Here is a 21,773-nt window from a genome sequence, read left to right as displayed (position 1 = left end):
GTTTCTGCGCTCGGCCAGGCGTTACCAGCCGAAGCCGGCACCGACACCTACCGAGCTGTCGTCACTGCTGAACGCGCCGCCGAAGGTCACAGTCGCACGGTCGCTGACCGCACGCTGGTAACCCAGTGACAACGCCGATTCGCCACCCTGGAAACCGACGCCGACGCCGACCCGGTTCTGGGTACGCACGCCGGCCGCGCTGGTGGCCATGTTGAGCATCGCCGCGCTCATCGCGCCCTGCTGATCGATGCGGCGATCCATGTTGCGCAGCTTGCCGTCGACGTCGCCCTTGAACACGTCGAAGCTGTCGGCGACCGACTTGATGCGCGAATCGGTGTAGCTGTTGGCCGAGGCCACGCCGCTGTCCAGCTGGCCCTTGTTGACCGCGTCGGTGGCCTGGGTACCGGCGGCGACGTTGGTTACCTGGCGTTCGTTGCCCACGCTGCCGACCGACACCGAGTTGGCGCGGTCTGCGACCGAGCCCTGGCCCAATGCAACCGAGTTGTCGGCCGAGGCAGTCGCCCCCAGGCCGATCGCCGTGGCACCTGCACCACTGGCGACCGCGCCCTGGCCAACCACCGCCTGCGCACTGACATCCGCGCTCGGGGTGGCGACCGGCAATGCGCCGCCGGCGGCCGTGGACGGTCCGTTGCCACCGGCTGCAGGCGACGGTGCGGTGCTGACCGGCGTGCCCGAAGCCAGGCTCTGGCCCAGGTTGGAGACCCGGCTGTCCAGTGCGGTCAAGGCGTCGCCGACGTTGTTGTAGGTGTTGCCCTGGATGATGTAGTTCGGCGCGACGAACACGCCCTGCAGGCCGACGCTGGCGCCACCTCCCAGCATGCTGGCCGCATTGGCCAGCGACTGGAACAGCTGGCCACCGTTGACCGCCTGGCGGCTGTCGCCGCTGATGCTGCCGGCGGCGACGTTGTCCACCACCGTGCCCTGGGCCCCGCCGAAGGTCAGCTTGCCGTGCTCGGAGTCATCGTAGGCCAGGGTGTTGGCCTGGGTGGTCTGCAGGCCGCCGATGCGGTTGTCGATATCGCTGACCTTGGTTTCCACCGCACCCACGCGCTGGTTGGTGGTGCTCAGCTGCGAACCGGTCACCGCATCGCTGCTGTCGGCGGTCAGGCGACCATCGGCCACGTTGACGATGCGACGGGTCGCCGGTGCACTGGCGCCGTTGCCGCCGCCGACCGACACCACGTTCGCTTCCAGCGCCTGCGAACCGGCACCGAGTGCGACGCTGCGTGCGCCGCTGGCGAGCGCGTCACCGCCAAGGGCGAGCGAGCCGGAACCGGAGGCCACGGCCGAGTTGCCGACCGCGGTGGCGTTGAAGGCGCTGGCCTGCGAAAGGCCACCGACTGCCGTGCTGAAGTCGCCGCTGGCGTCGGCACGGAAGCCGAGGCTGGCGGCCACGCTGCCTCCTGCGCTGCTTTCCGCACCCACCGCCGTCGCGGCATCGCCGGCAGCGGAGCTGAAGTAGCCGACCGCTGCCGATTCCACTCCCGATGCTTCGGACAAGGCGCCAGCAGCGGTGCTGCCGGTGCCACTGGCCACGCTGGCGGCACCGAACGCCGAACTGGTTTCAGCAGATGCCACGCTTTCTGCACCATTGGCGGTAGCGTACTCGGCCGATGCGGCCGCGTTGGCACCGCTGGCAGTGGCGTTCGCGGCTGCCGCCAGGGCATTGAAACCGATCGCCGAGGCGTTGGACCCGACCGAAGTGGCGCCACTGCCCAGCGCGATCGCCCCGTCCCCCAGCGCATTGCTGGCTTCGCCTGCGGCCAGTGCGTTCTCACCGTCCACCAGCGCACCGGCGTCACTGTCTTCGCTGCCACTGGCGGCGAAGTACTTGCTGGCCGTTGCACCGGCCGCGGCGACGGCTTCCAGCTGGGCCAGGTTCACCGCATCGGTGGCCTCGCTGCCGGCGGCCACGTTGGTGATCTGGCGGGTGGCGCCACCACCGCCGACCGACACGCTGTTGTCGCGGTCGGCGATGGAGTCGGCGCCCAGCGCGACGCTGTTGAGCCCTGCGGATATCGCCGCGTTGCCGATCGCGGTGCTGTTGACCCCGGAGGACCACGCACCGCCACCCACTGCGGTGGAGTAGTTGCCCGATGCTTCGGTGGCATACAGCCCACCGAGCGCGCCACCGACGGCCACGCTGTTGGTGCCGCTGGCGATGCTGGCCTGGCCGGCCGCCGTGCTGTACGCACCGCTGGCCACCGAGTCCCCGCCGAGTGCCACCGAGTTCGCACCCGATGCGTCGGCGAAGCTGCCCAGCGCGGTGGCGTTGAACGCCGACGCCTGGGCGTAGCCACCCACTGCCGTGCTGTAGCCGGCGGTGGCTTCGGCGGCGAAGCCGAAGCTGGCGGCCGTGGTGCCGATCGCCACCGCTTCGGAACCCACCGCGGTGGCACCGCTGCCATCGGCGGTGCTGAAGTAACCCACGGCGACGGCTTCTTCGCCGCTGGCTTCAGCCAGCACGCCGCTGGCGGTGCTGCCGGCGCCGGTGGCCATGCTGCCGGCACCGAAGGCGGCACTCATTTCACCCGACGCCAGGCTCTCCGCGCCGTTGGCCGTGGCGTACTCACCGGACGCCACGGCGTTGGCGCCGCTGGCGATGGCGTTGGCCGCCGTGGCCTGTGCGTTGAAGCCGCTGGCGCTGGCATTTTCACCCGAGGCCAAGGCATTGAAACCCACCGCGGCGGCATTGCTGCCGATCGCGGTTGCGCCGCTGCCGAGTGCAACCGCGCCATTGCCGATGGCGTTGCTGGCCTCGCCCGCGGCCAAGGCGTTTTCGCCTTCGACGAGAGCACCCGCATCACTGTCTGCGCTGCCGCTGGCCTGGAAATACCTGCTGGTCGTTTCGCCTGCTGCCGCCACCGCTTCAAGCTGGTCCAGGTTCACCGCGTCGGTGCCCTGGGTGCCGGCTGCCACGTTGGTGACCTGGCGCTCGTTCCCAGCACTGCCGACCGACACGGTGTTGGCACGATTGGCCACCGAGTCGGCACCCAGCGCTACCGAGTTGACCGCACTGGCGGTGGAGAAATAACCGATGGCCGTGCTCTGGTCGCCGGTAGCGAAGGCCAGCGTGCCGGCTGCCGTGGCGTTGTCACCGCTGGCCTGCGCACCGGCGCCCACCGCCGTGGCTGCTTCGCCGCTGGCTTCAGTGGAGATGAAGAAGCCCAGGCCGGGCAGCAGGTCGACCGGACCACCGATGGCCGTGCTGCTGGTGCCGGTGGCGAGGGTCTGCGTACCGATGGCCGTGGAGTAGTCGCCGATGGCGTTGGATACCGCACCGAAGGCAGCAGACTGCGCGCCGGAGGCATACGCACCCAGACCGTAGGATGCTGCACCGAAGCCACTGGCCACCGCGCTGGCACCGACGGCGGTGCCGCCGAGCCCCGCACTGGTGGCGCCGGTATCCACCGGCACGCCGCCGTTGGTGATCAGCGCGTTGCCGTCCTCATCCACGGCCACGCCGCCGACGGCGACGCTGCCCGGGCCGGTGGCCTGTGCGTTGTTGCCGAACGCGGCGCTGTTCTGCCCGGCTGCCAAGGCATTGAAGCCGACCGCCGTGGCACTCTGGCCCACTGCGGTAGCCCCACTGCCGAGCGCCGTTGTGCCATCGGCCAGTGCGTTGGACGCCTCGCCGATGGCCGTCGCATTCGCCCCGGATGCGAGGGCACCGGCGTCGCTGTCATCGCTGCCGGTCGCCTGGAAGTACTTGCTGGTGGCCTCGCCCGCTGCCGCCACCGCGTCCAGCTGGTCCAGGTTCACCGCATCGGTGCCCTCGGTACCCGCTGCCACGTTGGTGACCTGGCGTTCGCTGCCGGCACTGCCGACCGAGACACTGCGTTCGCGATCGGCGATCGAACCGGCACCCAGCGCCACGCTGTTGTCACCGGCGGCGCTGCTGCCCGCACCGACCGCGATGGCACTCTCGCCCAGCGCTTCGGAATTGGTGCCGATGGAAATGCTGTTGATGGTGTTGCCGAGCGCCTGGTAACCCAGGGCGACGCTGTAGTCACCGTAGCCGAATGCACCGCGGCCAACCGCCGTGGAGCTGGCGCCATCGGCCCAGCTGTTGTAACCGATGGAGGTCGCGCCGCTGCCGCTGGCCCAAGCCGCCGGACCAAACGCGGAGGCATTGGTCGCCGTGGCCCAAGCGCTGGAACCGAACGCCGTTGCGCCTGCCGCCGTGGCGAAGCTGTAGCCGCCGACGGCGGTGCTTTCATCGCTGCTGGCCCACGCGCTGTCACCGATCGCCACGCTGTAGCCGCCAGTTGCGCGCGCTTTGTTGCCGCCGGCGAAGCTGTTGTCGCCGGTCGCCTGTGCACCGGAGCCGAAGGCATTGCTGACCAGGCCGGTAGCCTGCGCCGCGTTGCCCACCGCAGTGGAACCCGCGCTGGCGCTGGTGCCGGTCAGTACGGCGCTGCCGTCGTCGTTGAAGATCGGCGAGTTGTATTCGTCATACGCCTGGCCCAGGCCACCGATGGCAACCGCACCTTCGCCGCCGGCGCTGGTGTTGCGGCCGACCGCCACGCTGTCGTTGCCGACGGCAGCAGCACCTGCGCCCTGTGCGACGGCGCCATCACCGATGGCGTTGCTGGCCGAACCGGCCGCCAGCGCCCCTTCGCCTTCGGCCCATGCACCGACGTCGGTGCCGGTTTCCGGCTGTGCCTGGAAGTACTTGCTGGTGTTCTCCGCACCTGCGGCGACCGCATTGAGCTGGTCCAGGTTGACCGCATCGGTGCCTTCGGTACCGGCCGCTACGTTGGTGATCTGCCGCTGCAGGTCGGTGTTGCCGACCGATACGCTGTCCGCGCGGGTGGCGATGGAGTCGGCACCCAGCGCCACGCTGTTCTCACCGCGTGACTCGGCCGCATTGCCGAGCGCGGTGCTGTTGGCACCCGGTGACCAGGCACCGCCACCGACGGCGGTGGAGTAATTGCCGGAGGCTTCGGTGGCGAGCAGGCCGAACAGCGCCCCACCGACGGCCACGCTGTTGGTGCCACTGGCGATGCTGGCCTGGCCGGTTGCGGTGCTGTAGCCGCCACTGGCCACCGAATCGGCGCCTACGGCAACCGAGCTGTTGCCCGTGGCTGCGCTGCCGGTACCCATGGCGGTGGAGAAATCACCGGTGGCGTTGGACACCGCGCCGAACGCGGATGCCTGCGCGCCGCTGGCATAGGCCCCCACACCGTACGACGAGGCAGCGAAGCCGCTGGCTTCGGCGCTGGCACCCACGGCGGTGCCGCCCACGCTGGCGCTGGTCGCGCCGGTATCCACGGGCACCCCGCCGTTGGTGATCAGCGGGTCGCCATTGGCGTCCACTGCCGCACCGCCAACCGCCACGCTGCCCGGGCCGTTGGCCTGCGCGTTGTTGCCGAAGGCGGCACTGTTCTGGCCGCTGGCCAGCGCGTTGAAGCCGACTGCCGTCGCATTGCTGGCGACGGCGGTCGCGCCGCTGCCGAGCGCGGTGCTGCCGTCGGCCAGCGCATTGGACGCCTCGCCGATGGCGGTGGCGTTGGCGCCGGCGGCGAACGCGCCGGCGTCGCTGTCGTCGCTGCCGGTGGCCTGGAAGTACTTTGCGGTGGTGTCGGCTACTGCAGCCACTGCATCCAACTGCTCGAGATTCACCGCATCGGTGGCCTCGGTACCCGCCGCTACATCGGTGATCTGGCGCTCGTTGCCGACGCTGCCGACCGCGACCGAGTTGGCACGCACCGCCTCGGAATTGGCGCCCAACGCCACGCTGTTGGCCCCCCGCGCCGTGCTGTAGAAGCCGACCGCGGTGCTGTCTTCGCCGCTGGCCCAGCTCTGCGCGCCGAGCGCGCTGGCGCGGTCGCCGGGGGCGTAGGCGAAGTAGCCGACAGCAGTGGCCTGCTCGCCGGACGCTTCGCTCAGCGTGCCGCTGGCCAGGCTGAGATCACCGCTGGCGATGGCACCGGCGCCCACGGCCGTGGCCGATTCGCCGCTGGCCTGGGTCTGCACGAAGTAGCCCAGGCCCGGGATCAGGTCCGCCGGTCCGCCGATGGCCACGCTGCTGGTGCCGGTGGCGACCGATTCGGTGCCGATGGCGGTGGAGTAATCGCCGATCGCATTGGACACCGCACCGAAAGCGGAGGACTGCGCGCCGCCGGCGTAGGCACCCAGGCCATACGAAGACGACGCAAAACCACTGGCCTCGGCGCTGGCGCCGACCGCGGTGGCGCCCACGCCGGCGCTGGTGGCGCCGGTATCCACCGGCACGCCGCCGTTGGTGATCAGCGGGTTGCCATCGGCGTCCACTGCCGCACCACCGACCGCCACGCTGCCCGGGCCGTTGGCCTGGGCATTGTTGCCGAAGGCGGCGCTGTTCTGGCCGCTGGCCAGCGCGTTGAAACCGACCGCCGTCGCATTGCTGGCTACGGCGGCAGCACCGCTGCCCAGGGCCGTGCTGCCATCGGCCAGCGCATTGGACGCTTCACCGATGGCGGTGGCATTGGCGCCGGCGGCGAAGGCGCCGGCATCGCTGTCGTCGCTGCCGGTAGCCTGGAAATACTTCGCCGTGGTGTCGGCCACGGCAGCCACTTCGTCCAGCTGCTCCAGGTTCACCGCGTCGGTGCCCTCGGTACCGGCAGCCACGTTGGTGACCTGGCGCTCGCTGCCGGCGCTGCCGACCGACACGCTGTCGGCGCGGGTGGCGATGGAATCGGCGCCCAGCGCCACGCTGTTGCTGGCCGATGCCACGCTGCCTGCACCGAGTGCGGTGCTGCCGGTCGCGGTGGCCTGCGCGCCGCCACCGAAAGCGGACGCAAGCGATTTGCCAGCGATGGCGTCGGCGCCGATGGCCACAGCGTACAGGCCGGTGGCGGTGCTGCTGTCTCCCACGGCCACCGCGGTCGCACCGGTAACCACTGCGTTGCCGGTCACCGCGCATTGCGCCAGCGAGCCGTCCGCCAGGGTGCACGCTTCGGTGCCACCGACTGCAAGGGACTGGGCCAAGGCCGACGGCATGGCCGCTCCCCATCCCAAGGCCATCGCCAACGAGGCGCCCACCAGGATCGGACCACTGCCTCGGCGGCGCTTGTCGATGACGTTGCCGGGCTGGTCGGAAGAGGCCAGTTCCGAGGCCACGACCAGCTGTCCGAGTGCTTTGTTCCAGACCTTGCGATAAATCCGATTCATCTGCGTACGACTCCTGGTTGGGCTGGTTTTCGGGCAAAGCAACGCCACCGCCGGGCCCGATGGCCCAACGTCCCCTGAGGGCGTTTGTTCGCGTGATTTACGGCAGTTGCCGAACGGCGCGCTGTGCAACGTGAAGCGGTGCGCGCGGTCCAGCGGGTGTGGCTGACTGAATGTTTCCAGAACGAGCTAAAGGTTTAACGTGAACATTTCCTGACGTCAATAGCTTGACGAAGAAAAAAGAAATGACGTGACTGCCTTCTCGGTTCAGTCCATTCATGTGAACAGGCCAGCCCGCTTCCAAGGAGCAGGACTCTGCCTGTTCAGCCACCCATCGGCGTCCAACGTCGTCCATCGGGCAGGCCGCAAGAAAAAACCCGCCGGTTGCCCGGCGGGTTCTCAGTACGCCTGCGAATTGGCGCTCTGCATCACTGAACGGTATTCAGCCGCACCATACGCGTGCGTTGCGGAACATCCGTAGCCACGGCGAGTCACCCTGCCATTCAGCAGGTGCCCAGCTCAGGTTGAGCGCGCGCGGGGTGCGTTCCGGGTGCGGCATCATGATCGTGACCCGCCCATCGGTGCTGGTCAGGCCGGTGATGCCCTCAGGTGACCCGTTCGGATTCAGCGGATACTGGCTGGCCACGTTGCCGTCGCCGTCGATGTAGCGCAGCGACACCCGTGCAGCGGCCTGGTCCACGGCGGTGTCGAACACCGCGCGCCCTTCTCCGTGCGCCACCGCCACCGGCAGCCGCGAGCCGGCCATCCCGCGCAGCAGGATCGACGGTGACTCCACCACTTCCAGCAGCGCGGTACGGGCTTCGAACTGCTCGCTGGCATTGCGACGGAACTGCGGCCAGTGCTCGGCACCCGGGATGATCGCCTTGAGCTGGCTGATCATCTGGCAGCCGTTGCACACGCCCAGCGAGAAGCTGTCTTCGCGCGCGAAGAACGCCGCGAACGCATCGCGCAGCGCACTGCGCTCCAGGATCGAGGTCGCCCAGCCGCGCCCGGCACCGAGCACGTCGCCGTAGCTGAAGCCACCGCAGGCCGCCAGCCCAGTGAAATCGCGCAGGTCCACGCGGCCTTCGATCAGGTCGCTCATGTGCACGTCGAACGCGCTGAAGCCGGCACGTTCGAACGCGTTCGCCATTTCAATCTGGCCGTTGACGCCCTGCTCGCGAAGGATGGCGACCTTCGGCCGCAGGCCGGTGTTGATGAACGGCGCACCGATGTCCTCGTCCAGGTCGAAGCCCAGCTTCGGCTTCAGGCCCGGCGCATTGAACGCACGTGCCACCTCGCGCTCCTGGTCGGCGGTCTCGGGGTTGTCACGCAGTTTCTGCATGGCATGGGTGACCGACCACCAGGCATCGAACAGCGCTTCCCAGCGCCACTCGACCACGTTTTCGCCGTGCAGCGATACACGCACCACCGGTGCGGTGGTCGGCCGCGCGATGCGCTGCGCGCACTCGGTCAGCGCATGGCGTTCCACCAGGTCGGCGAACGCCGCCCGGTCTTCGCGCGCGACCTGCACCACCGCGCCCAGTTCTTCGTTGAACAGGCTGCGGAACGGATCATCGCCCCAGGCATCGAGCAGGATGTCCAGGCCCATCCGCGAGGCGAACGCCATCTCGCACAGTGCGGCGAACGCGCCGCCATCGCTGCGGTCGTGGTAGGCCATCAGCAGGCCGTCACGGCGCGCATCGCGGATCAGTTCGAAGAATGCGCGCAGGCGCTGCGGATCATCCAGGTCCGGCGCGGTGCCACCGAAGGCCGGCAGGCCACCGTGGTCGGCATGCACCTGGGCCAGGATCGACCCGCCCATGCGCTGCTTGCCGGCCCCGAGGCCGATCAGCCACAGCTCGCTGTCCAGATCCCGCTGCAGCAGCGGGGTCAGCTGCTGGCGCACGTCCAGCACCGGCGCGAATGCAGTGATCACCAGCGACACCGGCGACACGCTCTTGTGCGCTTGCCCGGCGTCGTGCCACTGCGCCTGCATCGACAGCGAATCCTTGCCGACCGGAATGCTGATGTCCAGCTGCGGGCACAGCTGCATGCCGACGGCCTTGACCGCGTCGTACAGCAACGCGTCTTCGCCCTCGTGGCCGGCCGCGGCCATCCAGTTCGCCGACAGCTTCACTTCGTCCAGCGCATCCACCGGTGCGGCGCACAGGTTGGTGATCGCCTCGCCGACCGCCATGCGCGCCGATGCGGCGGCATCCAGCAGGGCGAGCGGGGTGCGTTCGCCCAGTGACATCGCCTCGCCGACCACGCCATCGAAGCCGGTCAAGGTGATCGCCACGTCCGATACCGGCACCTGCCACGGCCCGATCATCTGCTCGCGCGCGGTCAGGCCACCGACACTGCGGTCGCCAATGGTGACCAGGAAGTTCTTCGCCGCCACCGTCGGATGCGCCAGCACGCGCAGGCCGGCCTCGTGCAGGTCCAGGCCGCTGGTCTTCAGCGCCGGCCAGCGCGGCGCCGGCGGGTGGGTCGCGTCGCGGTGCATCTTCGGCGGCTTGCCGAACAGCACGTCCATCGGCAGGTCGATCGGGGCGTCGGCAGGGATATTGCCCGGCGTCGCACCGTAGGCCACCACCAGGTGTTCTTCGGTGGTCGCCACGCCCACGGCGGCGAACGGGCAGCGCTCGCGCGCGCACAGCGCGGCAAACTCCGCCAGCCGTTCCTGGGCCACGCCCAGCACGTAGCGTTCCTGCGATTCATTGCACCACAGCTGCATCGGCGACAGCGACGGATCATCGCTGGGCACCTTGCCCAGGTCGATCACCCCGCCCACGCCGGAATCATGCAGCAGTTCCGGGATGGCATTGGACAGGCCGCCGGCACCCACGTCGTGGAAGAACTTGATCGGGTTGTCCAGCCCCATGCCGACGCAGCGGTCGATCACTTCCTGGCAACGACGCTCCATTTCCGGGTTGTCGCGCTGCACGCTGGCGAAATCGAGGTCTTCGGCACTTTCACCGGAGGCCACCGACGACGCCGCGCCGCCGCCCAGGCCGATCAGCATCGCCGGGCCACCCAGCACGATCACCGCATCGCCGGCCTGCAGTGGAACCTTGTCGACCTGCACCCGATCGATGGCACCCAGGCCGCCGGCCAGCATGATCGGCTTGTCGTAGGCGCGGGTGATGCCGCCCTCGGCCAGCTCGAAGGTGCGGAAGTAACCGAGCAGGTTCGGTCGCCCGAATTCGTTGTTGAACGCGGCACCGCCGAGCGGGCCGTCGAGCATGATGTCCAGCGCCGGGGCCATGCGCGGGTTCAGCGCGCGCGGCGCCTCCCACGGCTGCGGCAGGGTCGGGATGCGCAGGTGCGACACCGAGAAACCGGTCAGGCCGGCCTTCGGCTTGCCACCGCGGCCGGTCGCGCCTTCGTCGCGGATCTCGCCGCCGGCACCGGTCGCCGCGCCCGGGAACGGCGCGATGGCGGTGGGGTGGTTGTGGGTTTCCACCTTGATCTGGAACGCGCTGGGCACGACCGCTTCGCTGCGGTACTCGCCGCTGGCAGGATCCGGCCGGTAGCGCGCGGCCGGATGACCTTCGATCACCGCGGCGTTGTCGCTGTAGGCGCTGAGCGTGTGCTGCGGGGTCTGCTGGTGGGTGTTCTTGATCATCCGGAACAGCGAACGGTCCTGTTCCTGGCCATCGATGGTCCAGCTGGCGTTGAAGATCTTGTGCCGGCAGTGCTCGGAGTTGGCCTGCGCGAACATCATCAGCTCCACGTCCGACGGCTTGCGCCCGAGCTGGCCGAAGCGCTCGCGCAGGTAGTCGATCTCGTCCTGCGCCATGGCCAGGCCGAGGCGCTGGTTGGCGGCTTCCAGGTCATCCAGCGCGACGCGTTCCAGCTCGCCCCGCGACGGGGTGGAGAACAGCGTGCGGCCCTGCTCCACCGTCTCCAGTACCGACTGCGTCATCGGGTCATGCAGCGCCTTCACCAGCGCCTGCTGCGCGCCCGGATCGGTCGGCCACCCGAGCACGTCGATGCGCAGGCCACGTTCGACCCGGCTGACCGGCTGGCCGGCACCGCGCACCAGTTCGGTGGCCTTGCTGGACCACGGCGACAGCGTGCCCAGGCGCGGCACCACGAAGCGCTGGATGGCGCCTTCGGCCACCGGCTCGGCCTGTTCATGCGCCTCCAGGATCCGGCACAGGGTGGCGGCATCGGCCGTGCCCTGACCCTCGGGCTGGATGAAATACACCTGCCAGGCTCCGCTGATGCGCAGATCGGCGGCAATGGACTGCAGGCGGGATTCGAGACGTTCGCGGCGGAACGCCGACAGGGCGGGCGCGCCCTCGAGGACCATCATGTCCGGGGAACCGTGGTTGGGAAACGGGCCCGATAGTGTACCGGAAGCGGCGTGGCGGGCCCCGATGGCCGATAACTGGAGGCCGCTGCGCGGTGCACGCGCCAAGCTGCTCATCCCCCGGCTCGACGAGCACGCTGCCATGCTTTCTGCTTCCGCGACCATTCTGTCCACTACGCCCGGATGCCTGTCCTCGACCGCCCTGCTGCGCCAGGGCCTGCGCCAGATCCGCGCGGCCGGGCTGGCCGCCGCCGCTGTGCCCCGGCATGTCGTCAACTCCCGGCCGGGCCGCATCGCCGATCATCAGGCAGACCCGGGGGGGCTTCGCGCCGTGCGTGAAAACGCGATGCGCTTCTGGCAGGGCCAGCAGGACCCGCTCAGCCTGATGCGCCCCGCCCCATCGCCGCAGCGCCCGCAAGCGCACTCTCAACCGCCACGGCCGCTGTATGCCGCCCTGCCGTTGCCGCCTTCCCGGGTCTTCGCGCTGGCCTGCAGCGGGTCGCGGCAGCAGCCGAAGGCGGCAGCCGCACCCAGGATCGTCGACGTCGAACGTAAGCGGCATGAGCCCAGCCTGGACCTGGAAAGCTGGCTTTCCGAACAGCAGATCGTGGTGCGCCGCAAGGAGCGCCATCCGCTGGGCCTGATCAGCCTGCACGGGCTGCCGCTGCTGGAACGCAACACCAGCCACGGCAGCGAGCCCTGGCCCAGCCGCACCAGCACCAGCCTGGTGTGGGGCAGCGTGGCACGCGCGGCGTGGCTGGCCCAGGCCCGCGGCACTGGCGGACGCAGCGACCCGGCCCAGCTCCGCCCGGCAGCCAAACACGACGCGCCGGCTTCGGCGGACAGCGGCGTATCGCTGTCCTCCGATGATGAGCCGGCGTGGAATGCCGAGGCGGCGGCGTGTGCGCTGCGCATGGCGGCACGCCGGCGCGGATGTCCTGGCATGGACCAGCTGGACGACCTGCTGCGCGGCCTGGTCCGCAAGCCGTCGGCGCGTCATCCGCATCCACCGCACGCCTATCCCACCCGCCCGCAGAAAAGCGAACTGCACCCGATTGGCATTCATCGGGCATGGCTGGGTGCGCGCAGCTGATGGCAGCGGCTGCGCGATTCCTGGCGGCATCAAGCCGCACCAGATTCCACGCTGGGACACCTGCTCCATCCCGCTGCCGCCTCACCTCCCTCTGATCGGTACACAGCATGCTCCACATACCCGTCTCCGCGCCCCTTGCTTTCTTCTCCGCCATGCGGGCCCCTGCACAGGCCCGCTCGGCGGGCGGCGACAAGCACGCGCCACACGCACCTCGGTTGCCCATCACACAGGTCAGCAACGCGACGCCGTCGCCGGACGCGGGGGCGCATTCCGGCAGCGGGACGCGCAGCGCAGCGTCGCCTCCATCGGGGGGCCAGGCAGACTTCCAGCACCTCGCCGAGGCCCGCGGCTGGTCGCTGGCGGAGCAGTCCACAGAGGGCCTGAAAGCCCTGCGTCAGCAGGTGCTGACGGCAGCACGGCCGGACGGCAAGGCGCCTGCGATGACACCCGGCGAGCAGACCTGCCTGCTCGCCGGCCTGAACCTTGAGCTGCTGCAGCGCCCCGGCATCTGGAACGAGAGCAGCGGCGACCTGCAGTCGGTGATCGTCAACACGCCCGGCTGGCCGGCCGGCCGCGCCCTGCGCATCGTCGACGCGGACAACGATGCGATCCATCTCTACCGTCCCGGAATGTCCGAACAATGCCATCGCGGCAACGATCCGGAGCTGCCGTCACCACAGGACGACGAGATCATCCTCTTGCGGCACGGCAACCACTTCAGCCTGATCCGCCGCGACCAGGACCAGGTGATCGAAGACGTTCGGGCGGATGGCGACTGCTTCTTCAGCTGCATTTCCAAGGCATTGCAGGCCGAAGACCTGGCCGCATCGAACCTGCAGCTGCGCAGGCAACTTGCCGAGCACGTCTGGAACACCCCTGAACTGCTGCAGGTGGCGGGGGCTTACGAAGGGCCAGCGCCGGCGATCACCCGGACGCCTTTGCGCCATCAGCCTGTTGCCAGCCTGCAGCCACCGCCGCAGGAATCAGCTCCGGCAACCGTCGCGCCCGCCGGCGCCCGCCCGGCGCTGACGCCCGGGATACTGAAAGCGTTCACCGACATGTACCACAGCGAGATGACGCGGTACCTCTCCGAGGGCCACTACGCCCCCGACGGCCTTGATGCCATCCATCAGGAACTGCGCGACCTCCTGTTGCTCCAGGCCCGTGAGCTGATGGCCGACCCGCAGCCTGGGCACCTGGACCCACTGGGCCGGGACATGGACCTGGCCTACGCCAGCTACAAGCGGGACAACACCGCGAAGCTCAAGACCCTGCAAGGGATCATCTCCAAAGAGCAGAAGCGCGCGATGTTTTCCTACATGGCGCAGATCGAAACCGTTTTGGCGCAGCCGACGCCGCTGGAGGCGCTGGAGCGCGAACATCGCCGGATCCAGCAAGAGGCACAAGAGGGCCTTCGGAAAGCCATCCACGACCGCGTCGACGAAGGTGAACCGATCAGGGCTCACCAGGAAGTGCTGGATGCAGAGATCGACGAGTACTGGCGCAACACGGTCGCTCCCCGGGCGAATGACGCGCTCGATGTGCCCGGGTCTGCAGCGCCCGGCGGCCTCTGATCCGCGCTTCACCACGCCTCGGCCCGCATGCCACGGCGCGCTGCGCCGCATACCCGCCTAAGCCGCCCTCCGTACCCGGGTAAATTGCCGCGGCAGCGGCTGGCGGTTTTCCGTTCGCAATGGAAAAAGCGCACTAGCGCACGGTTTGATCGGCTAATCGATGACAACGTTGTCGTAACCGCCCCGCAGCACGGCGGTGACATCCGGCCCCCCTCGTCGCCTGGCTCGGCGGCGACCGGACCCGCGACACGTGCGGCGCCAACCCGGCCCGCGCGACAACCTGATTCGATCGGAGACACATCATGCATGACCCGATTGCACGCAGTGCCGCTCGTTCCGTCCGCCTTGCCCGCCACCGCCCCGCGTGGCTGCTGGCGCTGGCCATCAGTGGCGCCCTGCCCGCGCTGGCACAGGCCGCCAACTGCGCCGGGGTCGGGCAGTGGGACCAGGGCAAGATCTACCGTGCCGGCGACACCCTGCAGAAAGGCGGGGTGCTGTACCAGGCAAAACAGGACATCTGGAACGCACCGCCGGACCATCCGGCCGGCGCGCCGTACTACACCAACCTCGGCGCCTGCGACGGCAGCGGCAGCAACCAGCCGCCGGTGGTCAGCCTGACCTCCCCATCAAACGGCGCCACCTTCAGCGCCGGCAGCACGGTGACCGTGAGCGCCAACGCCAGCGATGCCGATGGCAGCATCAGCAAGGTCGAATTCTTCCGCGGCGGCAGCTCGATCGGCATCGACACCAGTGCGCCGTACAGCGCCAGCTGGGCCAATGCCAGCGCCGGAACCCATACCCTGCGTGCGGTGGCCACCGACAACAACAACGCTACGGCCAGTACCGCCACCATCACCATCACCGTCGCCGCCACCGGGGGTGACACCACCGCGCCCAGCGTGCCCGGCGGCCTGGCGGTGGGCACCCGCACCGCCAACAGTGTCGCGCTGAGCTGGAATGCGGCCAGCGACAACGCCGGGGGCAGCGGCGTGGCCGGCTACGACGTGTACCGCAACGGCGCGCTGGTGGGTTCGCCATCGGCCACCGCCTATGTGGACGGCGGCCTGTCGCCTTCCACGACCTACAGTTACCGCGTGCGTGCGCGGGACAACGCCGGCAACGCCTCCGCACAGGGCAGCACGGTCAGTGCCGCCACCCTTGCCGGCGGCGGCGATGGCACCGGCAGGCGGGTCATCGGCTACTTCACCCAGTGGGGCATCTATGGCCGCAATTACCGGGTGAAGAACATCGACAGCAGCGGCTCGGCGGCCGGCTTGACCCATATCAACTACGCCTTTGGCAACGTGCGCAACAACCGTTGCGAGGTCGGCGTCACCCAACCGTCCGATGCCAACACCGGGGCCGGCGGTGATGCGTTCGCTGACTACAGCAAGGCATTCGGGGCCGGCGAAAGCGTCAGCGGGAGCGCCGATACCTGGGACCAGCCGCTGCGCGGCAACTGGAACCAGTTGAAGCAGTTGAAGGCCAAGCATCCCGGCCTGAAGGCGCTGATTTCACTGGGCGGCTGGACCTGGTCGCGTGGCTTCTCCAGCGCCGCACGCCCGGAAAATCGCCAGGCGTTCGTCGCGTCCTGCATCGACGCGTACATCCGCGGCAACCTGCCGGTCACCGACGGTGCGGGCGGCCCGGGGGCGGCCCTGGGCGTGTTCGATGGCATCGACATCGACTGGGAGTATCCCGTCGCGTGCGGCATCGCCTGTGGCGCGCCGGAGGACAATGCCAACTTCACCGCGCTGCTGGCCGAGTTCCGCCGCCAACTGGATGCGGTGCGGCCGGGCCTGTTGCTGACGGTCGCCGTGGGTGCGGGCATCGACAAGATCCGGGTCACCAATCCAGCCGCGTATCACCCGTACCTGGATTACATCAACGTGATGACCTACGACTTCCACGGTGCGTGGGATCCGCGGACCAACCATCACTCGGCGTTGTTCAATGCCGCAGCCGACCCATCCACCGGCGACCAGCTGCTGTACAACAGCAATGACGCCATCGAAGCCTTCCTCTCACGCGGTGTGCCGGCGTCCAAGCTGAATCTCGGTATCGGTTTCTACGGCCGCGGCTGGAACGGCGTGGGCGGCGGCAACAACGGGATGTACCAGACCGCTTCGGGTCCCGCTCCAGGCACCTATGAAGCCGGCATCGAAGACTGGAAGGTGCTGAAGAACCTGGGCTGGCCGACCTATACCGACACGACGGCCGGTGCCACCTGGGCCTACAACGGCAGCACCCTGTGGAGCTATGACACCCCCGCCAACGTGACCCGCAAGATGGCCTACGTCAAAGCCCAGGGTCTGGGCGGCGCGTTCTTCTGGGAGTTCAGTGGCGACGACGCGCAGGGCACGTTGTCGCGCAGCATCAGTGATGGCCTGAAGTAAGCCAGGTGCTGCTCCCCGCCGACACTGGGGGGAGCAGCCTGCTGCAGCTACACCGGTTCAGCGCGCGCGGCGGTCCAGTGCGGCCTTCAGCTGCGCCGGCGGCAGGTAGCCACCCAGCTGGGTGCCATCGGCGGCGAAGATCGCTGGCGTGCCGTTGACGCCGAGCTGCTGGCCCAGCGCGTACTGCATGGCCACCGGGTTGGTGCAGTTCTTCGCCGGCACCGGGCTGCCCTGCTTGGCGGCGGTGAGCGCCTTGGGACGGTCACTGGCGCACCAGACCGAGATCATGTCGGTGTAGTCCTTGCTGCCCAGGCCCATGCGCGGGAAGGCCAGGTATTCCACCGTGATGCCGTTGCGGTTGAGCTCGGCGATATCCTGGTGCAGCTTGCGGCAGTAACCGCACTCGATGTCGGTGAACACACTGATCGTGTGCTTGGCATTCGGTGCGGCGAACACGATGCGGTCACCGTGATTGGCCTTCTCCAGCAGGCCGCGACGATACGCCAGCAGACCCTCGCTGTTGACCAGCGCCTTGGCCTGGATGTCGTAGGGCTGCGACTGCATCAGGTACCTGCCGTCATCGGAGACGTACAGTACCTGGCCGGAGACGACTACTTCACGGAAGCCGGGGAATGGCGCCGCGCCGATGTAGTCGGGCTTGAAGTTGGGATCCAGCTGGGTCAACGCGGCACGGACACTCTGTTCAGCACCGCCGCGTGACGATGCGGCGGGAGCAGCCGGCGTTTTGACAGCGGGCGGCGCGGGCTGCGCGCACGCGCTGAGGCTGAGCATGCCGAACAGCGCGGCGGAAAGGACTCGGAACATCGGGGGCCCGCGGGATCATGAGGAACGCCGATTCTCGCACAGCAAGGCTGAGCCTCGTGCGACGGGCAGTCGGTGTCGCAATCGTCTGAGCGATTGATGGAAGCTTTGATAAAAGGCATGCCGCAAGCTGGTTGCAAAACAACACGGGCCGCCTCCATGCAGATCCTCAGCCAGCTCGGATTGATGTTCCGGGCGAACCTGCTCCGTCAGCTCAGTGCCAAGGTGGAGCTGGCCAGCACCCATTACTCGCCTTCGCGTTTCACTGCCGCGCTGACCGGCATCAACAACCAGGAGCAGCAGCTGGCAGAGCGCTTCAGCCGCGGACACCTGAGCCTGGAGAAGCTGCAGCGGCAGGCAACCCGCCTGGCCAGCCATGAGGTCATCCTCAATGCCCGGCTGCAGCCGGAAGCGGACAAGGATGTGTCGCCCGCACGCCAGCCGGTACAGACCGCCACGGCATTCCGCAGCGTGTTGCTGCGGGCGTACTGCCTGTCGGACGGGGTAGCCAGGGAGAAGGTGGGTACGCTGCTGGCACCGGATACGGTGCGCGCCCGGGCACGCGGCATGCTGGCTGATGCAGTCTGGAATGGGCACCTCGTGACCGTCGGTGAACTGGCCGCACAGGTCCGCCTGCAGGCCCACCACGAAGCACTGGACGTCGGCTGCGGACCGGATAAGCTGGCGCGTCTCGAACGTGATGCCATGCCGCAGATCCTCGCCTTCGTCGGTGCATCGCACCGCCATGCCGCAGCAAGCGAGGCCTCGCCCTACGTCCACCAGCTGCTGCAGGCCACCGCCGACGCGCTGCAACTAGGCAGCGAAACGCCGCCGCGGTCCGGTGCCGACTACCAGGTTCCGGCGTCATGGAAACGGATCACGGACGCGTTCTGGAGGCTCGGCGCGGCACCGCCGGCGTACCCGGTCTTCAGCGCAGCCGTCGCGGCGGCCGTGGACGACGCCCTTCCCCCGCGCCCGGCCGACTCCACCCTGCCGGAGCAGCGCTGCCGCCGCACGTTCGAACTCCTTCAGTACATCCGCCATCACGCCCCATCGGCGTCGCAGCCTGGCGTCGCCGAGGCGCTTGAGCTTCTCGAACGCCACGCCCATCGCCTTGAAGGTGAAGCGGTCGATGTCCTTATCAAGGCCAACGACAAGGCGGCACAAGCGTTCCAACGCAGCGCATCCTTCGGCTCGAGCAACGCCTGACCGATCACCCGCGCGGATGATGCCGGGCGTGCAGCTTCTGCAGGTGCTCGCGCGCCACCAGGGTGTAGATCTGCGTGGTGGACAGCGAACTGTGGCCGAGCAGCATCTGCAGCGCGCGCAGGTCGGCCCCGCGGTTGAGCAGGTGAGTCGCGAAGCTGTGCCGCAACGCGTGTGGGCTGATCCGCGCGATGTCGATACCGGCCGCCACCGCATAGCGCTTGACCAGATGCCAGAACGCCTGGCGGCTGAGCGGACGCAGGCTCGGCTCGATGAACAACGGGACCTGGCCGCCGGCATCGGCCGGCACGCTGCGCTTGTTCGCCAGCGACGGTCGTGACTCCTGCAGGTAGCGCTCCAGCCAATGCTGGGACTCCTCGCCGAGCGGCACCAGCCGTTCCTTGCTGCCCTTGCCGGTAACGCGCAGCACGCCCTGGCGCAGGTTCACCGCGGTCGCCGGCAGGCCCACCAGTTCGCTTACGCGCAGGCCGGCGGCATACATCAGTTCCAGCATCGCGCGGTCGCGCAGGCCCAGTGCGTCGTTTACGTCCGGGGCCGCGAGCAGCGCCTCGATCTGACTTTCCGCCAGCGCCTTGGGCAGCAGGCGCGGCAGTTTCGGCGGGTCCAGCAGCGCGGTCGGATCATCGCTGCGGGCACCGCGACGCACGCAGTCGGCAAAGAACGCGCGCAGGGCCGACAGCAGGCGGGCATTGCTGCGCGGCGACCATCCGTGGCGGGTACGCCAGGCCAGATAGTCGAACAATCCGGCGCGATCCACGCCGGCAAGGCCGCCGGCCTGTCCGCTGCGCCAGCGCGCCAGCCCTTCAAGGTCGCGTCGATAGCTGTCCACGCTGGCCTTTGCCAGGCCGTGCTCGGCCCATGCCGCATCAAGGAACCGGGTGATCGCCACCGAATCGGCGACGTCAAGATCGGGTAGCGCCTGGACCAGCTGGCGGCGTTCTGCGGGCGTGGAAGCAACGGACATGCAGTCAGGATACGCGTCACGCAGCGCGCCCCACCAGCATTGCGTATGCTTCCCGGCATGGCCGATCCGCATGATGTCCCTGCCGCCGCTGCCGCTGCCGTGCGCCCTGCTGCCCTGCTTGGCTGGCGCCTGCTCGCCTTGCTGTACGACCTGTTCCCGGCGCTTGCGTTGTGGATGCTGGCCGGATCGCTGTTCGTCATCGCCTTCACCGTCACCGGCCATGCCACGCACGAGAACATCGCCCCCTTCAGCGGCTGGCAGTGGGCGCTGTGGGCATGCTGCTGGGTGCTGACCGGCCTGTATGCCACCTGGAGCTGGCGCCGTGGCGGCCAGACGCTGGGCATGCGGCCGTGGCGGATCGCGGTGACCGGTGATGATGCGCAGGCACCGTCCCTGCCCTCGCTGTGGGCACGCTATGCCGTTGCCAGCGTGTCCCTGGGCCTTGCCGGACTGGGTTTCTGGTGGGCCTTGATCGACCGCGACCGGCTGACCTGGCACGACCGCGCCAGCGGCACCCGGATGATCCGCCGTCCCAAGCGCTGAGTCCGGGCGCGTAGCTGAACCAACGCCACACTGTCATCAAGCCGTCATCGATCCACGATAGATCGCACACCCGGGCGCTGCGTAGCCTGTGCGGCCAATCCGTTCGATGCCCTGATGATGATGCGCCTGCTGCTGGCCTGCGCGTGCCTGTGGCTGGCCGCCTGCTCCCCTACTGCTTCCACCTCGCTGAGCGAACGCCTGGTATCGCCCGGCGGTGCCTCGCCGTTGCTCGACCAGGCGCATATCTCAGCCACCATCGCCACCCTGCCGAACCGGAATGGCTACGTCACCAGCAGCGAGGACGTGCGCCTGTTCTGGCGCGCCTTCGACGCAGGCGACTACGGGCTGCGCTACCGCTATGCGCGCCCGCGCCATGAAGGCGGCGAACCGGTGGACATGGACCTGCGGCTGGAGCCTCCCCGGCCGTTCCATGCGCGTGCGCCGCGCGGCACCGTGGTGCTGCTGCACGGCTGGATGATGAGCGGCGATGCCATGCTGCCATGGTCACTGCAGCTGGCCCAGTCCGGTTACCGCGTGATCACCATCGACCTGCGCAACCATGGCCACTCAGGCAACGGTCCGGCGGGTTATGGAACGGTGGAATCGGACGAGGTCATCGAGGTGATCCGTTCCTTGCGCGCCCGCGGTGAGGTGCAGGGGCCGTTGTATCTGTTCGGGGTGTCCTACGGCGCGGCGACCGCGCTGTTTGCCGCCGAGAAACTGGGTGACGACATACAGGGCGTGGTGGCGATGGAGTCCTTTGCCAACGCCGGCGATGCGATCCGCAGCATGATCCCGCACCTGTTGGCCAGCCAGCCACAGGGCTGGCAGGCGCAGGCGGTGGCGGCGTACGCCCGTTGGCGGTATGCCGACCAGGACCTGGACGCGGTGATCGCCGCAGCCAACCGGCGGCTGGGGGTGGACCTGGACCGGGTGGATGTCAGCCGTGCGGTCGCCGCCAGCCGCGCCTGCGTGCTGCTGCTTCACGGTGACGAAGACCAGCATATCCGCGTGGACCAGGGACGCCGGCTGGCGCAGGCCAGTCCGCGTGCGCACTACATCGAAATGCGCGGCGAGGACCACATCACCCTGCCGATGCGGATCGATCTGCTGGGCGGCGTGGTGGACGACTGGATGTCGCGTGATGTGGATGCCCCGGATGGGTTGTGCCCCGCGCCGCGGATTCCGGTTGAGGCGAATTTCATGGCGCTTTCGCGGGGCGTGGGTGGGTCGAACGGGTGATGCCCCCTCGCGGGTGGCTTCTAGAGCTGCATCTGGGTGAAGGGCCGGGCGGGGAGGCTATGCGGGGCACGCGCAAGTACGTCCGTGTAGCTCTTCGCGGCTCCTGCCGCTCAAGGCCCCGCATGGCCTCCCCGCCCGGCCCCTCTGACAGGTTCCGGTGGCCGCCACCCGCGTAGAAAGAAAAAGAGAAAAGCGGTAGCGCCGACCCCTGCTCGGCGAGCGCAGCGGGCCGTTGGCGGAAACATTCCGCCGACCATGGGTCGGCGCTACCGAAGATTCCAAGGCCCCCGTGGACCTGTCGAAGGTGGGGGGGGGGGGGGGGGGGGGGGGGGGGGGGGGCCAGGGGTTGCGGCGACCCGGGGCGCCCGGGGTGGGGGGGTGGGGGGCCCCCCCCACCCCCCCCCCCCCCCCCCGCCCC

The 21,773-nt window shown here is 69.0% G+C and carries 10 protein-coding genes and 1 pseudogene; 6 read left to right on the top strand and 5 right to left on the bottom strand.

What is annotated here, in order from left to right; genetic code table 11:
* Positions 1–21: 21 nt before the first annotated feature.
* The 3 genes and pseudogenes from ABE522_RS13895 to purL all read right to left on the bottom strand — a co-directional run bounded on the left by ABE522_RS13895 (position 22) and on the right by purL (position 11,497).
* Entirely contained in the window at positions 22–7,029 is a 7,008-nt protein-coding gene (locus ABE522_RS13895) for an ESPR-type extended signal peptide-containing protein (RefSeq protein WP_474200918.1), read from the bottom strand.
* A gap of 81 nt (positions 7,030–7,110) precedes the next feature.
* Positions 7,111–7,176 (bottom strand): annotated as a pseudogene (locus ABE522_RS17525) (ESPR domain-containing protein); the annotation flags it as partial.
* Between the two features lie 439 nt (positions 7,177–7,615).
* The gene (purL, locus tag ABE522_RS13890) at positions 7,616–11,497 is read right to left on the bottom strand and encodes a phosphoribosylformylglycinamidine synthase (RefSeq protein ID WP_346592193.1); all 3,882 of its coding nucleotides are present in this window, start codon (positions 11,495–11,497) and stop codon (positions 7,616–7,618) included.
* Between the two features lie 139 nt (positions 11,498–11,636).
* On the opposite strand from purL, the gene ABE522_RS13885 reads away from it, so the two are divergent.
* The 3 genes from ABE522_RS13885 (at position 11,637) to ABE522_RS13875 (ending at position 16,557) form a co-directional block, all read left to right on the top strand.
* Positions 11,637–12,587 carry a hypothetical protein gene (locus tag ABE522_RS13885; protein WP_346592192.1) on the top strand — a complete coding sequence of 317 codons (951 nt, stop codon included), beginning with the start codon at positions 11,637–11,639 and terminating at the stop codon, positions 12,585–12,587.
* Between the two features lie 107 nt (positions 12,588–12,694).
* Positions 12,695–14,161, top strand: a complete 1,467-nt coding sequence (locus ABE522_RS13880) for an OTU domain-containing protein (RefSeq protein ID WP_346592191.1) — start codon at positions 12,695–12,697, stop codon at positions 14,159–14,161.
* A 302-nt stretch (positions 14,162–14,463) separates the two neighbouring features.
* Positions 14,464–16,557 (top strand): glycosyl hydrolase family 18 protein, encoded by a 2,094-nt coding sequence (locus ABE522_RS13875; RefSeq protein ID WP_346592190.1) that lies wholly within the window; start codon positions 14,464–14,466, stop codon positions 16,555–16,557.
* 57 nt (positions 16,558–16,614) lie between these two features.
* Here ABE522_RS13875 and ABE522_RS13870 read toward each other — a convergent pair whose 3' ends face one another.
* Entirely contained in the window at positions 16,615–17,382 is a 768-nt protein-coding gene (locus ABE522_RS13870; protein ID WP_346592189.1) for a thioredoxin fold domain-containing protein, read from the bottom strand.
* Positions 17,383–17,538: 156 nt separating this feature from the next.
* Between ABE522_RS13870 and ABE522_RS13865 the strand changes: the two genes are divergently transcribed.
* Positions 17,539–18,588, top strand: a complete 1,050-nt coding sequence (locus ABE522_RS13865; protein ID WP_346592188.1) for a hypothetical protein — start codon at positions 17,539–17,541, stop codon at positions 18,586–18,588.
* Positions 18,589–18,592: 4 nt separating this feature from the next.
* Here ABE522_RS13865 and xerD read toward each other — a convergent pair whose 3' ends face one another.
* Positions 18,593–19,570, bottom strand: coding sequence for a site-specific tyrosine recombinase XerD (xerD, locus tag ABE522_RS13860; RefSeq protein WP_346592187.1), 978 nt, complete (start codon positions 19,568–19,570; stop codon positions 18,593–18,595).
* A gap of 57 nt (positions 19,571–19,627) precedes the next feature.
* Between xerD and ABE522_RS13855 the strand changes: the two genes are divergently transcribed.
* Entirely contained in the window at positions 19,628–20,113 is a 486-nt protein-coding gene (locus ABE522_RS13855) for an RDD family protein (protein ID WP_346592186.1), read from the top strand.
* A gap of 114 nt (positions 20,114–20,227) precedes the next feature.
* Complete coding sequence (locus ABE522_RS13850; RefSeq protein WP_346592185.1) at positions 20,228–21,355, top strand: alpha/beta fold hydrolase; 1,128 nt, start codon at positions 20,228–20,230, stop codon at positions 21,353–21,355.
* The last annotated feature ends 418 nt before the right edge of the window (positions 21,356–21,773 follow it).

The organism is Stenotrophomonas lacuserhaii (assembly GCF_039674585.1).
Classification (GTDB): Bacteria; Pseudomonadota; Gammaproteobacteria; order Xanthomonadales; family Xanthomonadaceae; genus Stenotrophomonas; species Stenotrophomonas pennii_A.
This window is presented reverse-complemented; position numbering and strand designations above follow the sequence as displayed.

Excerpts from the sequence above, each read along its gene's own strand:
- ABE522_RS13895 (WP_474200918.1), bottom strand. The coding sequence starts at position 7,029 with ATGGCCTTGGGATGGGGAGCGGCCATGCCGTCGGCCTTGGCCCAGTCC.
- ABE522_RS13875 (WP_346592190.1), top strand. The coding sequence starts at position 14,464 with ATGCATGACCCGATTGCACGCAGTGCCGCTCGTTCCGTCCGCCTTGCC.
- ABE522_RS13865 (WP_346592188.1), top strand. The coding sequence starts at position 17,539 with ATGCAGATCCTCAGCCAGCTCGGATTGATGTTCCGGGCGAACCTGCTC.
- xerD (WP_346592187.1), bottom strand. The coding sequence starts at position 19,570 with ATGTCCGTTGCTTCCACGCCCGCAGAACGCCGCCAGCTGGTCCAGGCG.
- ABE522_RS13850 (WP_346592185.1), top strand. The coding sequence starts at position 20,228 with ATGATGATGCGCCTGCTGCTGGCCTGCGCGTGCCTGTGGCTGGCCGCC.
- ABE522_RS13870 (WP_346592189.1), bottom strand. The coding sequence starts at position 17,382 with ATGTTCCGAGTCCTTTCCGCCGCGCTGTTCGGCATGCTCAGCCTCAGC.
- ABE522_RS13880 (WP_346592191.1), top strand. The coding sequence starts at position 12,695 with ATGCTCCACATACCCGTCTCCGCGCCCCTTGCTTTCTTCTCCGCCATG.
- purL (WP_346592193.1), bottom strand. The coding sequence starts at position 11,497 with ATGATGGTCCTCGAGGGCGCGCCCGCCCTGTCGGCGTTCCGCCGCGAA.
- ABE522_RS13885 (WP_346592192.1), top strand. The coding sequence starts at position 11,637 with ATGCTTTCTGCTTCCGCGACCATTCTGTCCACTACGCCCGGATGCCTG.
- ABE522_RS13855 (WP_346592186.1), top strand. The coding sequence starts at position 19,628 with ATGGCCGATCCGCATGATGTCCCTGCCGCCGCTGCCGCTGCCGTGCGC.